We start from the raw sequence: 13,193 nt of genomic DNA, 5'->3' as shown, positions 1-13,193 counted from the left end.
TCAGCGTGTATCGCCGTAGATGCTCGTCGTCCAGATGTGCACCAGGTTGTCCAACACACGATCGTCGGGGATCGACGGTTGATGCCCGGCGAAGGTCGCCGTCATCACCGACTCGTTCATCAGGTTCAGGGCCGTCGACAACTCCAGCGCCGGAACGGTGACCGGAGCCGCCCCGCTGACGCGTTCGGCCTCGATGACCCCGGCGGTGTGATCGATCCACCGCTGCATCGACGTGGCCCACAGCTCGCGGGCCTCGGAGTTGGCAGATTTGGCCGCGACGGTCGCAGCGCACACCGCGCGATGCGCGCCAAAGGTCTGGAAGAACGCGTTGATTCCGTGCCGCCAGATCTCATGACGTCCGGCGGGCCGCCTGTCGTTCAACTGCTGCAGCGCGCTGTCGGCCTCGGTGATGACACGCTCGAGCAGCGTCCGCAGGACCGCGTTCTTGGACGGGAAGTAGAAGTAGAAGGTCGGCCGGGACAGGCCGGCGCCCTTGGCCAGGTCGTCGACCGAGATCTCGCCCATCGAACGGTCTTCGAGGAGGCGCTCGGCGGTCTCCAGGATGGCCAGCTCACGTTCGTCGCCGGACGGGCGCGCAGTACGCCTACCGCGCCCTGGGCGAGTCTGGCTGCCGACGCTCACACCTGGACTTTACCGCACGTTGAGTTTCTCAACAGTATGTTGACTACTTCGACAGAGCGTTGATAGCTTGACGCTATGACCGAATTTGTCGACGTCGTCATCGTGGGAGCCGGCATCTCCGGCATCAGTGCTGCCTGGCATCTCCAGGACCGCTGCCCCGGCAAGAGCTATGCGATTCTGGAACGCCGCGCGAATCTCGGTGGCACCTGGGATCTGTTCAAGTATCCCGGCATCCGCTCGGACTCCGACATGTTCACGCTGGGCTTCCGATTCAAGCCGTGGACTTCGGAGAAGGCGATCGCCGATGGCCCCGACATCATCGCCTATCTGAAAGAGGCGGTCGCCGAGTACGGCATCGACAAGCACATCCGATACGGTCAGCACGTCACGGCCGCCGACTGGTCCGACGCCGACGCCCGCTGGACGTTGAGCGTCGAACGCGACGGCGAGCTGATCGACATCTCCTGTAAGTACCTGATGGCGTGCAGCGGTTATTACAACTACGACCAAGGGTACTCGCCCGAGTTCGCGGGGTCTGAGGACTTCGAGGGAACCATCGTCCATCCGCAGCACTGGCCGGAGGACCTCGACTACGCGGGCAAGCGTGTCGTGGTGATCGGCAGTGGGGCCACGGCCGTCACTCTCATTCCGGCACTTGCCGATTCGGGTGTAGGGCACGTGACGATGTTGCAGCGGTCCCCGACGTTCATAGCGGCACTGCCCGACGTCGACCCGTTCACGGTGCAGACAAACAAACGGCTGCCCGCGAAGGCCGCCTACGTGCTCAATCGATGGAAGAGCATTCTGCTGCAGTCTGGCCAGTATCAGATGGCGCGGCGCTTCCCGGACATGTTCCGCAAGCAGCTACTGACAATGGCCCGCCATCGCCTACCCGAGAACTACGACGTCAACAAGCACTTCAATCCGCGCTACAACCCATGGGACGAGCGAGTGTGCCTGGCGCCCAACGGAGATCTGTTCAAGACGATCCGCTCTGGAAAGGCCGACGTCGTCACAGACACGATCGAGCGGTTTACCAAGACCGGGATCGAACTCGCCTCTGGTCAACACCTCGAAGCCGACATAATAGTCACAGCAACGGGTTTGAACCTTCAGCTGTTCGGGGGGGCGACAATATCGCGTAACGGCAAGGGAATCGAACTCAACGAGACGATGGCCTACAAGGGCATGATGCTCACCGAGATGCCGAACCTTGCCTTCACCATCGGATACACCAATGCGTCGTGGACTCTGAAGGCCGACTTGGTGTCGGAGTTCTTCTGCCGGGTGATCAACTACATGGACGCCAATGGATACGACACGGTGGAGCCGAGGCATCCCGGCGGCAGTGTCGACCCACAGCCGCTGATGGACTTCACCCCGGGTTACGTGTTGCGGGCGTTGGACTATCTACCCAAGGCAGGCGGCCGGGCTCCGTGGCGGCTCAAGCAGAACTATCTGCTCGACTTGCAGCTGATCCGGCGCCGCAAGGTCGAAGACGCTGCGCTGGCGTTCTCCAAGCACCGTGTGCCTGCGGCGTCTTCGGTGAGGTCGGCGTAGCAGCGCTGCGTTCGCTGCCCGACGCCTCGCTGCCCGACACCCCTGCCCGCGGCGCAGACAGGGCAGTAACGCTGCCTGCCGCGTCAACCAATGCGGGTCAATTCATCCACGATCCGCCGTTGACGTCGAGGGTGTGTCCGGTGATGAAGCCGGCCTCGGGACCGCACAGAAAAGAGATCGCGTTGGCAACTTCATCCGGTTCGCCCCACCGCCCCAGCGGAATCTGCGAACGGATGTCTGCCGCGCGGTCATCGGGCATTCGGGATAGACGTTCCACGATTCGATCGGTTGCGATCACCCCGGGAGCCACACAATTCACGGTTACTCCGTAGGGCGCGAGGTCGTGGGCCGCCGAACGCGTCAGCGCTACTACGCCGGCTTTGGCCGCCGCGTAGGCGGGCACGGAGGTGGGGCTACGGTGACGGCCGGCCACGCTGGACACGGTGACGATCCGGCCCCAGCCCTGTTGTGTCATCGCCGGGCTGACCGCACCGATGAGAGCTTGGGTAGCCCAGACGTTGTTGCGCCACAAGCGCGCTGCGTCTTGCTCCGTTACCGGAGAGTGGTCCGTCCCGCCGCCTGCATTGGCCACGGCTATGTCGGCTCCGCCCCAGTCAGCTGCGGTCGCCATCAGCTCGGCGATGATGTCAGGTGAGGCTGCATCGCCCGGGACCCCGGCCATCCGGACGGGGTTCGTCGCCGCGATGCGTTCGACGGCCTGCGAGAGTCGTGGCCCATCGCGGGCGTTCAAGACAATGTCCGCGCCCGCCTCGGCCAGGCGTTGGGCCGCGGCGAACCCGATACCGGCGCTGCTACCGGTCACGATCGCGCAGCGACCGGCCAAATCGGGTGGCCCCGCCATCAGCCCGCCGGGGCGACAACGACGATTCCGTCGTCGTCGCTGTAGGCGATCTGCCCGGGCACGAACACCACCCCGCCGAATTCGACGGCCGTATCGCGCACGCCGTTGCCGGTCTTGGTGCCCTTTCGCGGGTTCGTTCCCAGTGCCTTGATGCCGATGTCCAGCGTGCGAAGCGTCGAGGCGTCGCGCACCGCGCCGTTGATGATCAGGCCCGACCACCCGTTGGACCGGCCCAACTCGGCGATGACGTCGCCGACCAGGGCGGTATGCATGGATCCGCCGCCGTCGATCACCAGGACCCCGCCCTCGCCGGGCGCAGAGAGCACCGCCTTGAGCAGAGCGTTGTCCTGGAAGCAGCGCACGGTGGTGATGGTTCCGGCGAACTGCGAGCGACCGCCGTACTGGCCTAGCTGCAGATCGCAGCTACGAACGTCCGGGCCGATCTCGTCAACCAAGTCGGCGGTGGGACGCGGCGTGATGGTCACCGTGTCAGTATCCCAGCAGGAGGGTCAGGGCCGCTCGCTGCCACCGCGGCGAGCCAGGTACAGCACCGCCACGATCGCGAGGAGCCCGGCAATCAGCGCTGCGGCGAGAGGGAGGCGGGACGAATCTTCGTCGGTGCGCTCGTTTGGCGGCCGACTGGAGACGGCGTTGCTCGCGGTCGTCACAGTTGACTTGGCTTGTGCAGCTGCCTCTTTGGCGGCAGCGGTCAGGTCGCCGTTGGTTTGCGCGAGTTTTTCGGGAGCCGGCGGGGTTTTCTTGGCCGGGGCTTTCTTGGCGGGTGCTTTCTTGGGCGGCGCCTTCTTCGCCGCTGCCTTCTTCGCCGGTGTTTTCTTCGCCGGTGTCTTTTTGGCCGGTGTCTTTTTGGCCGGGGTCTTCTTTGCGGCGGACGCCTTCTTCACCGGCGGTTCCGGCGGCTGCTGCGCAGGGGTTGCGGCATCGGGACCTTGGTCGGGCTCATCCGGCTGGTCTGCCATGTCGCTGCTCCTTAGTGAGTGATCTGCACCCGGCAGAGGCCCATCATGCCAGGTCGTATCTCATGAGGCCTCTGGTGTCACCCGGTGACCGCCAGCGTCGCGGCCGCGGCCAGTGCCGTGGCCATCAACGCCAGTTCGGCGTACGCGCGTGATGTCGACACGACAGCGGTGGCTCGGTGGTTGCGGGCGGCGGGGAGCCAACTCGCCCGATTGCGCCATGCCAGTGCGGTGAGCGCTGCGGTAAGCAGGAGTTTTGCCGACAACACCCTGCCGTAGCCGGTTGCGTAGAGATCGGCGGGGGCGGTGATCACCGCCGATCCACCCAGGGCGCCCGCGATGAGGAGTACCGCGACACACACCAGCGACAGCTGGGAGAACCGGGGAAGTACCCGGGCCCATTGGCCGCGGTGGTCGACGGTGAGGACCAGCCCGGCGAGCACGCCGCACCACAGCGCGGCGGCCAAGGCGTGCACCGCGATCGCGACGCCGCCCCACGGGCTCGTCGACAGATGCCCGGTCAGCGAGTGGCCCGCGATTCCCACGCCCGCCAGACAGGTGGCAACGATGCGCGCCGAGTCTGAACGCGGGGCCGCCGCCGCAATTCCACAGACCGCCGCAGCGGCGGTCACGGTGATCAAGCCCGCGCGTCCCGGCGCAGTGTGCAGCGCGAACTCGACTGCCGTGTGCATTCTGAGGCCGGTGATCCCGGCCCCGGCTGCCGCAGCCCCGGTGACGGCGAGCCGCACGAGCTCTGCGACCAGCCAGACTGCCGATGCGGTCACCAACGGTGCCGTGGCTCGCTGGATGAACTCAACGCGGTGCCGCCCGGTGTCCAAGACCGGCGACACGGCCAAACCCACCGTGACGACCGCCGCACCGTCAGCCAGCGCCCTGGCCAACGTCTGGGCAAGCGAGGCAGCCGGATATGCCAGTGCCCATGCCATCACGCATGCCGACGCGGTGACGAGTACAGCGCCCGCCACCGCGCGTCGGTGAGTCACGGTCTGCGCCGAACCACCCAAATTGCGCCGGCCGCGATGGTTGCCGTGGCCGCCGCGACGATGGGCCACACGGGCAGCCCGTCGGAGGTGGCGTCTGCTGCCGGTGGCGCGGGCGTGGCCGCTGGTGACGCGGAACTGGTCGGTTCCCCGTCGCTGCCGGTCGCGGGAACGATGAGACGGTAGGACCACGAGCCGGACACCACGTGCCCGTCGGAAGACGTCGCCCGGTAGTTCACCGTGTAATCCCCGGCGGGGCCGCCGGGGCGCACTCCGACGCTGATCACCGCGCCGTCGACGTCGGGTTCGCCATCGGACCAGGTGTTGCCCTCGGGTCCGATTACGGTCATCGCGGCGAATTGGGCCTGCATGGTTTCGTTGAACGTCGCGTTGACCCGGGCCGGGGATTCCGTCAGCACGGCGTTCTCGGTGGGATCGGCGGCGATGCGGGTGGCGTGGGCCCATGCCGCGCCGGCGCACGCCAGCGCGCTTGCAAGGAGAGCGGCGGCGATGACGTGGGCCGCCACGAGTGATCTGAAATACGTTGGTTTCATGTGATTCTGGCCAACTGGCAACGGGTCAGACCACGCCCAAGCGGGCTAGAAGGTCGGCGTCGATTCCGTCGAGTTGCTCGGCGATTGCTGCGTGAGCTGCCCGACGGCGTTCGGACGGCATATTCTCGGCTGCGGTGACTGCGGCGGCAAGTTCGTCGAGCCGCTCGGTGACGGCGGCGACGAACTGCTTGGTCTCGGGGTCCTTGGCAGATTTGGTGCCCTTGCCGGTTTTGGGTTTCGTCTCCGACAGCTTTCGCAGCGACTGTTCAGCACCGGCGATCCGCGCCGACAGCTGAGCGCCGTGCCCGGAGAACTGGCCCAGCTGACTCAGCGGAACGCCAAGCTTGTCGGCCCGGCGTTCGTCGATCAGTCCGCGAGCGGTGATGGACGCCCGATAGACCAGAGGGACCACCACCGGCGCCAGCAAACGCGATACGGTCAGCCCTCGGCGAACCCGTGTGGGCGAGAACAACTTGCCTTCGCGAGCCGCTTTCAGTTCCGTTTCAGCTACCTTGAGCGCGGTCCTATCGCTACCGTGCTGGGCTTTCAACTGTGCCTTCACGGCGCGCGCCTGAGCTTTCTGCTCAGACTTGAAACGTCGGGCCTCGTTCTTGGCCGACAGTTTCGCCTCGAGCTTGGCCTTCGCCTTGATTGCACGGGCCTCTGCCCTGCGGGTAGCGCGGGATTTGCGTCGCTTGAACAGACTCATCCCTGCGGCCTCCCATATCTTCTCGTCGACACGTCCCGCCGGGTATTCAGTGGTGGACGATGACCAAACCCTAGCGTTCGGCAGTCACCGGGGTGGCTGCGGCCCGACAACCAAGCCTTCGAGCCTCTCAGCTAACCGGTGCCCGCGGTGAATGATCCGGCGCTCCGGCGCCCGATGCGGAACATGAACTAGCCCGAACTGCTCGCCTTTTCGGAGCGAGCAGCGGATAGTGGACAGCAAAGGAGAGAGGGGTTTACATGCCTGCGAGTCGCCGTGTCACCCGCGCGGTCAGCGAGGTGCTCGATCTTGCCCCGAAGCGGGGTGAAGTGTCGCTGACTCGACTGGTGGAGGCGGTCGGCGAGAACCGTGCCAGGCCGATCGAAATCACGACCGCCGACCTGCCCGCCGGGGTGTGCGGTCAGTGGCGGCAGTACGGCGATCGCGATGTGTTCTTGATTCAGGAAGGGTTGCCCGCCTGGGATCGGACGCTGGCCCACGAACTCGGTCACCTGGTCCTGGGTCACGAGGGCATTCCCATCGTTGAGGCGGCTCGAGACAGCACGGAGATGGCCAGTTCCGAGTTGATCGGTTACATGCTCAACCAGCGCACCGGCTGCATGGGTCCCAGCGGCGAGGACTTTGAGCAGGAAGCGGAGGACTTCGGCGCGTTGCTCGTCCACCGGTTGGGTCGGCTTCCCTCAGATCGTGCCTCGATCGTTCAGGTTCGCCTGGGAGAGGCGTTTGGTTGATCGTCTGGGTGATCGCCGGCCTTCTCGGATTGGCCACCGGCCTGCGGATCGGGTGGGCGCTGGTCAACAAGCAATCGCTGGTGAGCACGGCGATGATTGTTGCGTTGGGCAGCCTGGGCGCGGTTGCGGCGCTCAACTGGCAGCCGTTGACGCTGCTGATCGACAGGCTGCTGCGGTGGCCCAACATATCGGTCGGGCTGAGTCAGACGGCGCTGATCGCCTGTGCAGCCGGCAGTTGTGTGATGATCACCACCGTCTCGTCGATCCGGACACCGGAGGCCGCCAAGAAGATCGCCATCGCCCAGTACGGCGTCGCTGCCGTCATCGCGGCCGCGAGCCTGGCGGTCTTCTTCTCGGATGGTCAACAACCGGAGATGGCGCCCGAGGAGTACCTCAAGAACAATCTCAACGCGGGCGGACTCTCGTTGTCCTTGCTGCTTCCGCTGCTCTACGTCCTGCTGGCGCTGAGCGTGATGGCATGGGCAGGGCTTAGGCACTCCAACCGCACTCGGCGGGGTCGTGCGCTGTTCGTGTTCACGATCGGGATCGTTTTGATCGTGCTCGCGTTGGCGTTCTTCCTGCTGCGCGCTGCCGGGACCAGTGGGCTCGTCGGGATCGGCGCCGCGGCGACGCTGCTGGGTTGCGCGATGTTCATGGTCGCAGCCGGGTCGCTGCTGCCCAGCATCGAAGACTGGTTCGGGGCTCGGCAGGAGTTGCACACCATCCAGCCGATTCTCGACGAGCTCGGCCGTAGACATCCCGACGTCGGAATAGGTGTGCGCCCGCGGGGCCCGCTGGTATTCCGGGTTGCCGAGCGGATGTCCCTGATCTCTGATGCGCTGTTTCTGGAGGCGACTGCCGCTGACGGTGCGCTGCAGCACGCGAATGGCGCGCTGAGTCGCGCCGACGGCGCGGGCACGGTTACCGCCCTGCGGTCAACGGACTTCAGCGACGCCAGCGCCCGGAAAGACACACACGAACTCGGCGACCTCAGTGATTTGGATGATGAGCCCAACTCAAGCGACCTGGCCGACTTGTGTGACGTCGTCGACTTGGGTGACCGTGTCGACTTGGGTGACCGTGCCGACTTGGGTGACCGTGCCGACTTGGGTGACCTTGCCGACTTGAGTGACCTAGCCGACTTGAGTGACCTTGCCGACTTGACGGCGCCCGAGGTGCCGCCGAGGGAGCAGGCCGAGGTGGTCGCCAGCTGGATTCATCAAGGAATCGGTGGGATGGGGCAAGCGCGGCATGCGGCGTTCCCGGGTCTTGCGTGGTTGCGGCAGCCCGCCACCTATTCCGACCGCGAATGGATTCTCGAGATCTCCCGGCAATACCGAAGCCTTGTGCCGTGAGCCGTTGGCCCTGAGCGTGCCGGTGGATTCGCCGGCTATCGCCCCGGCATCGCGGTCAGGCTAATTGTCCAGGTTCTCGCGACGGCGCATTTCGTCGACCTTCTGCGAGATATCCTGCTGCGCTTCGACGGAAAGACCGACAGTGCGCGCGGCGATTCGGCGAACACCTTCGTCCCGCATGCCGGCCAGCAGGGTGAGCTCCTTGTCGAGCTTCGCGTAGTACTCGTCATCGGTGAAGTAGGCAGGCTTGATCCGGAAGAAGTTGGCAAGCGCCGCCATAGTTGCCACGGACGGGTTGGTTCGGTTGCCAGAACGCAGCTGCGACAGGTACGGAGCAGACATTGTGACGCCTTCGGCCTTGAGCGCGCCGATCACTTCAGCCGAGGTATGCGGGCCCCGTCCGGGGGGGTAGACCACGTCGAACAGTCGGTTTAGGCGGGCGGCAAACGTATTGCTCATGGAATTGACCTCTCACGTACAGACAAGCAGCTTTCAGGGCGGCGTATTTGCTGATCATCGTAGCCACAGTTACGCCCACAACCAAGTGCAAACCGAAAAAAAGACAAACCCGGTGGCAACGGCGGGTCTCCGTTCCTGCCGCGAGAGACCGGAATATGGGTTCGTCACACGGCAGGATCGTGGTTCCGCCAGGCAAATCGTGGTTCCGCCAGGCAAATAGTCACGATGGTGTTACCAAGAGTTCGCCGGCCCTCTGGAGCCCGCTGCCGCGGGAGCCTGGCCGTCTACCCCGGGCAAAGCCCGGGTTGCAGGCAACTCCGGGCTCTTGCGTTTGCTGGCTGCTCAACACCGCGCAGGATGCCGCCAGCCGACAGACGCTGCCGACAGACGATGCTGCCGCTCCGCATCTCGAGGCGCCGTAGGGCCGCGCAACAGGGGCTCGCCGGCGTGTTCAGAAAGACCTCCGGCAGCCGCCGGTGCATGAGAACCCAGACGGCAATTGCCACCAAACTTCGTGCCACCAAGTTCGGACAACCCAATCGAGCTCTTCGGGCCTCGAACGTCGGGGTGTGAAAGTCCTCAGGCGGCCAGGAGCATGGCCAGGATGGCAGTGTCGGGGTGGCTGATCGGGTCGACGCCCACCTGGCTGACCATCGACGTCACAGTGCCGTCGGACTCCGCCTCCACCCACGCTGCGCGGTGCTCCAACCCGAGATGTGGCAGACCGGGCAGCAGCACGCATCCAGAAGCTGCGCCATTGCATTCGGGAAGTGAGGGCATGGTTTCCGAGGGAGGATGCAGCATCAGCAGTGCCGGGGGTTGGTGTTCGGCGAAATGACCCGGTGACATAGCGGATTCGCCGACTACGGTGCCCTCCGCGAGAACAAGCCCCACGGTGCCGGGCTGAGGCTCCTCGGGCAGTTCCTCCCTAGCCCCGAAAATCGTTGTGGTGGAAAGCAATCCCGGCAGAGATGCGACGCGGACGGCGACCATGAGAAGCTGCGCCCATTCCTTTGTGGAGTCCGGCCAGCGACCAGAAACAACAAATCCCTTGAGTGACCCACGCGAATGAAACGGGGCGATCTCGATCGCCCGACCGGACCCTGAATCCATTTTCGCCTCCCCGCATCCGTCAGCACATGCTCGACACGACTGTGGGTCGATGGGCTCAGAATGCGGCACCTACCCGCTGGCAGGCAAGAGGACACGAGTGCTAACAGGCAGAAAAAGAAAACCCGGCCCGGTCCACGACCGAGCCGGGCTGCGTTGCTGACTTGCGCTGGTTGCCCGCTCAGGCCGGCGGGTAAACACCCATGCCCTTGGCCTTCTCTGTCTGCCAGAAGATGTCGGAGATTTCGTCGATGGTCTTCAAAAGCTTCTCCGCAACAGCCACATCGAGCGACTTCTTCACATCACCCGCTCCATGGACGCCGTCCCAGAACAGCTGGTGCAAGTTGGGGAACTGCTCGAAGTGCTCTTTGGTGAAGAAGTCGGCCCACAGCACCATGAGGTGGTGCTTGACCTCCTCGGCGCGCTGCTCCTTGATCAGAATCGCGCGGATCTTGAAGTGCTCGTCGTCCGAGTCGTGATACTTCTGGAGCGTCTTGAGGCAGGAGAGCGCCTCGATCTTGGCCTGCGCCGGGTCGTAGACGCCGCAGTACAGGTCGCAGTGGGCATGGGCAGAGGTGGCGTTGGAGAACAGTCGATGCAGCATAGCCCTAACTTACCCTTAGGCGATGCGCCGAAAACACCGACCGCGCCCGGCTTCCTGGGGCTGGCCGATGCGCCGGTTCGTCGTCGTGGAGGACTCGATGCGGCCGACACTGCAGCCGGGCGACGGGCTGGTGGCGCTGCGCGCTGGCAGGCCGCGGGAGGGTGAGCTGCGGGTGTTTCCTGACCCTTGGTCGTCGTCGCGGTATCTGGTCAAGCGTGTCGGTGCGGTGCGGCGGTCGGATTCAGCGACGGTGTTCGAGGCGTTGTCGGACAATGCAGGGGCGCCGGGCGCGACCGACTCCCGGGAGTTCGGGTGGGTTCCCGCGGCGCAGTCCTACCGAGTGGTGTGGACGTATCGCGAGGCCCGAGCGGATCCAGGCCTTTGAAGATCAGGCCTTTGAAGATCAGGCCTTTGAAGATCAGGCCTTTGAAGATCAGAGCAGAACGATCAGGGCCAGGAATCCCAGCAGCACGAGAGCGATCAGCCCGGCCCGCAGAACTGGCATGAGCTGACTGCGGTCGTAGACGTTCGAAGAGGAATTCCACCCAGACGGGGGCCAGGCGGAACCTGAGTCTGTCGACGACGCCATCAGATGCTCCTCACCCGCACGCTCACTACCGCCCGGCGAAATTGATCACAACATAATATCCCGTGTGACGCCGATCATACCGCCTCGTGTTCGCTGCCGAGGAATCGAGCACGTATCGGGCCGCGCTGGTCCGTTGCTTAGCTGTACGAGCTATTTCGCTCGTGCGGTGGAAAGCCTGTTGATCGCCGCGGCATGACGGCCGCACTTAGTCCACAGGGATGGCGCCGGATCGCGTCGACGTAGCGGCTCAGGACCGCGCGGCCAGCTCGCCGACCTGTGGATGAACCTGTGGAAACTGTGGATAGTTCCCAGACTGCTCGCGGTTGCGGAGGCCGCGGTACGGCCCGTGATGGTCGCGGAGCCGAGCCTGGCGCCTCGTGGACCGGTCTGCTTTCGAGCCTCGGTGGGACAGCCCATTAAGCTGATCGGATGATCCAGGTGTGTTCCCAGTGCGGGACGCGGTGGAACGTGCGCGACCGGCAGCGGGCTTGGTGTCCGAGATGCAAGGGCGCGCTGCTCGCGCCGTCGACCTCCACCGGTCAGGCCCAGTGGGGGCCGCAGCAGGCCCAGGCCCAGGCCCAGCCCGGCCAGCGGCGCTCTGGCCCGCCGCTCCCGTCGGGATACCGATGGATCGCCGTGCGACCGGGTGCGCCACCGCCGCCGCGTCGAGGGCGACGCCCACTCGGTCCGACGCCCCGCTACCTGACGATCCCCCGGTGGGGCCTGATCGAGCGCTTCGATGCTCCCGCCGAGCGGACAGTCTCCCCCGGCGGACCGTCGACCCGCCTGATGCGGATGGCGCTGGTTGCGACGATGGCGGTGCTCGGCGCCGCGGCGTTCGTCCACTTGGTGCGCTACGCGCTCCTGATCGTCAATCGCACGGTGTTGCTCAACCGCTGGGTAGCCGGCGTGGCCACGTGGGGTGGCGTCGCCGTCAGCGTCATTGCGATGTTCATGATCGTTGTGAGTGCGGTGCTGTTGACGAATTGGCTGACCGCGAGGCGCGCTGCCGCGTTCGCCCACCTGGATCTTCCGGAACCCAGGTCGGTGTGGGAGCTGCGCGCGGGTTGTCTGATGCCGGTGGTGAACCTGGCGTGGGCACCGGTGTACGTCATCGAGTTGGCCGAAACCGAGGGTCGCCTGCAGTCGCTGCGGCGGCCGATCCTGGTGTGGTGGGGAGTCTGGGTGGTCAGCACCGGCGTGTCGATTTTCTCCATCGCAACCAGCTTCACCACCGACGCGCAGGGCATCGCCGACAACACCGCGACCACCACGGTGGCGTACCTGTTGGCGCTCGCGGCAGTGTTGCTGGCGTTCCAGGTCTACCTCGGTTTCGAACGTCAGCCCGTGGAGCGGGCTTCGACGCGGTGGGTGATGGTTGCCGACGACACGGCCGCCGGGGACACGGCGTCTGCGGGTGGGCCCGAACGGCGGAACCCGGCAGCATAGCGGTATGAACTCCCGCGAGACCTTCGGTGGGCATCCATTCGTGGTGGCGCACCGCGGTGCCTCGGCGGACCGTCCCGAGCACACCATGGCCGCGTATCGGCGCGCCCTCGAAGAGGGCGCCGACGGCGTCGAATGTGATGTGCGGCTGACCCGGGACGGGCACCTGGTGTGTCTGCACGACCGCAGCCTGGATCGCACCTCGACCGGAACCGGATTGGTCAGCGAGATGACGCTCGCGCAACTGCGCGACCTGGACTACGGCACATGGCATCCGAGTTGGCGCGCCGATGGCAGCCAGGGTGACACCGGGCTGTTGACCCTCGAAGACCTGGTGACATTGGTCCTGGATTGGAATCGTCCGGTCAAGGTCTTCATCGAGACCAAGCATCCGGTGCGCTACGGCGCCTTGGTGGAGAGCAAGGTCCTGGCCCTGCTGCACAGCTACGGCCTGGCCGCGCCGGCCTCGGCGGATTTGTCACGGGCCGTGGTGATGTCTTTCTCGGCCGCAGCGGTGTGGCGGATCCGGCGGGCCGCACCGATGTTGCCCACGGTGCTACTCGGCGAGACGTCTCGCTA

General features: G+C 65.4%; 16 protein-coding genes and 1 pseudogene. 6 read left to right on the top strand and 11 right to left on the bottom strand.

Going from position 1 to position 13,193, the window contains the following annotated elements:
* Positions 1–642 (bottom strand): TetR/AcrR family transcriptional regulator, encoded by a 642-nt coding sequence (locus ACPGXI_RS02705; RefSeq protein WP_526649536.1) that lies wholly within the window; start codon positions 640–642, stop codon positions 1–3.
* 75 nt (positions 643–717) lie between these two features.
* Here ACPGXI_RS02705 and ACPGXI_RS02700 point away from each other — a divergent pair, with 75 nt between their 5' ends.
* Positions 718–2,202, top strand: a complete 1,485-nt coding sequence (locus ACPGXI_RS02700; RefSeq protein ID WP_526649534.1) for a flavin-containing monooxygenase — start codon at positions 718–720, stop codon at positions 2,200–2,202.
* A gap of 97 nt (positions 2,203–2,299) precedes the next feature.
* Here ACPGXI_RS02700 and ACPGXI_RS02695 read toward each other — a convergent pair whose 3' ends face one another.
* From ACPGXI_RS02695 to ACPGXI_RS02670, 6 genes are all read right to left on the bottom strand, one after another.
* Positions 2,300–3,025, bottom strand: coding sequence for an SDR family NAD(P)-dependent oxidoreductase (locus ACPGXI_RS02695; protein ID WP_526649532.1), 726 nt, complete (start codon positions 3,023–3,025; stop codon positions 2,300–2,302).
* 38 nt (positions 3,026–3,063) lie between these two features.
* Positions 3,064–3,549, bottom strand: a complete 486-nt coding sequence (rraA, locus tag ACPGXI_RS02690) for a ribonuclease E activity regulator RraA (RefSeq protein WP_526649530.1) — start codon at positions 3,547–3,549, stop codon at positions 3,064–3,066.
* A gap of 24 nt (positions 3,550–3,573) precedes the next feature.
* Positions 3,574–4,041 (bottom strand): Rv3852 family protein, encoded by a 468-nt coding sequence (locus tag ACPGXI_RS02685; RefSeq protein ID WP_526649528.1) that lies wholly within the window; start codon positions 4,039–4,041, stop codon positions 3,574–3,576.
* Between the two features lie 77 nt (positions 4,042–4,118).
* Complete coding sequence (locus tag ACPGXI_RS02680; RefSeq protein ID WP_526649526.1) at positions 4,119–5,042, bottom strand: CopD family protein; 924 nt, start codon at positions 5,040–5,042, stop codon at positions 4,119–4,121.
* A complete protein-coding gene (locus tag ACPGXI_RS02675) occupies positions 5,039–5,593 on the bottom strand; it encodes a copper resistance CopC family protein (protein ID WP_526649524.1) in 555 nt (184 codons plus the stop codon). The genes ACPGXI_RS02680 and ACPGXI_RS02675 overlap by 4 nt, the downstream gene beginning before the upstream one ends.
* A gap of 25 nt (positions 5,594–5,618) precedes the next feature.
* On the bottom strand, positions 5,619–6,302 hold the full coding sequence (locus tag ACPGXI_RS02670) for a DUF6474 family protein (RefSeq protein ID WP_526649522.1): 684 nt from the start codon (positions 6,300–6,302) through the stop codon (positions 5,619–5,621).
* A gap of 257 nt (positions 6,303–6,559) precedes the next feature.
* Between ACPGXI_RS02670 and ACPGXI_RS02665 the strand changes: the two genes are divergently transcribed.
* Positions 6,560–7,051: an ImmA/IrrE family metallo-endopeptidase gene (locus ACPGXI_RS02665; RefSeq protein ID WP_526649520.1), complete on the top strand. Its 492-nt coding sequence runs from the start codon at positions 6,560–6,562 to the stop codon at positions 7,049–7,051.
* The gene (locus tag ACPGXI_RS02660) at positions 7,048–8,406 is read left to right on the top strand and encodes a hypothetical protein (protein WP_526649518.1); all 1,359 of its coding nucleotides are present in this window, start codon (positions 7,048–7,050) and stop codon (positions 8,404–8,406) included. Before ACPGXI_RS02665 ends, ACPGXI_RS02660 begins: the two co-directional genes overlap by 4 nt.
* Before the next feature lie 60 nt (positions 8,407–8,466).
* Here ACPGXI_RS02660 and ACPGXI_RS02655 read toward each other — a convergent pair whose 3' ends face one another.
* The 3 genes from ACPGXI_RS02655 to sodN form a co-directional block, all read right to left on the bottom strand.
* Positions 8,467–8,865: a transcriptional regulator gene (locus ACPGXI_RS02655; RefSeq protein ID WP_526649516.1), complete on the bottom strand. Its 399-nt coding sequence runs from the start codon at positions 8,863–8,865 to the stop codon at positions 8,467–8,469.
* 579 nt (positions 8,866–9,444) lie between these two features.
* The gene (locus ACPGXI_RS02650) at positions 9,445–9,978 is read right to left on the bottom strand and encodes a peptidase (RefSeq protein WP_526649514.1); all 534 of its coding nucleotides are present in this window, start codon (positions 9,976–9,978) and stop codon (positions 9,445–9,447) included.
* 178 nt (positions 9,979–10,156) lie between these two features.
* A complete protein-coding gene (gene sodN, locus ACPGXI_RS02645; RefSeq protein ID WP_526649512.1) occupies positions 10,157–10,579 on the bottom strand; it encodes a superoxide dismutase, Ni in 423 nt (140 codons plus the stop codon).
* A 67-nt stretch (positions 10,580–10,646) separates the two neighbouring features.
* Here sodN and ACPGXI_RS02640 point away from each other — a divergent pair, with 67 nt between their 5' ends.
* Entirely contained in the window at positions 10,647–10,964 is a 318-nt protein-coding gene (locus ACPGXI_RS02640; RefSeq protein ID WP_526649610.1) for a S26 family signal peptidase, read from the top strand.
* 48 nt (positions 10,965–11,012) lie between these two features.
* Here the strand turns inward: ACPGXI_RS02640 and ACPGXI_RS02635 are convergent, their stop codons facing one another.
* Positions 11,013–11,168 (bottom strand): hypothetical protein, encoded by a 156-nt coding sequence (locus tag ACPGXI_RS02635; protein ID WP_526649510.1) that lies wholly within the window; start codon positions 11,166–11,168, stop codon positions 11,013–11,015.
* A 429-nt stretch (positions 11,169–11,597) separates the two neighbouring features.
* On the opposite strand from ACPGXI_RS02635, the gene ACPGXI_RS02630 reads away from it, so the two are divergent.
* Positions 11,598–12,617 (top strand): DUF4328 domain-containing protein, encoded by a 1,020-nt coding sequence (locus ACPGXI_RS02630; RefSeq protein ID WP_526649508.1) that lies wholly within the window; start codon positions 11,598–11,600, stop codon positions 12,615–12,617.
* A gap of 4 nt (positions 12,618–12,621) precedes the next feature.
* Positions 12,622–13,193, top strand: a pseudogene (locus ACPGXI_RS02625) (glycerophosphodiester phosphodiesterase family protein); the annotation flags it as partial.

The sequence above is a fragment of the Mycobacterium sp. genome (assembly GCF_049608025.1).
Classification (GTDB): domain Bacteria; phylum Actinomycetota; class Actinomycetes; order Mycobacteriales; family Mycobacteriaceae; genus Mycobacterium.
Note: the sequence above shows the minus strand (reverse complement) of the source record. Positions and strands in the feature narration are given on the sequence as shown.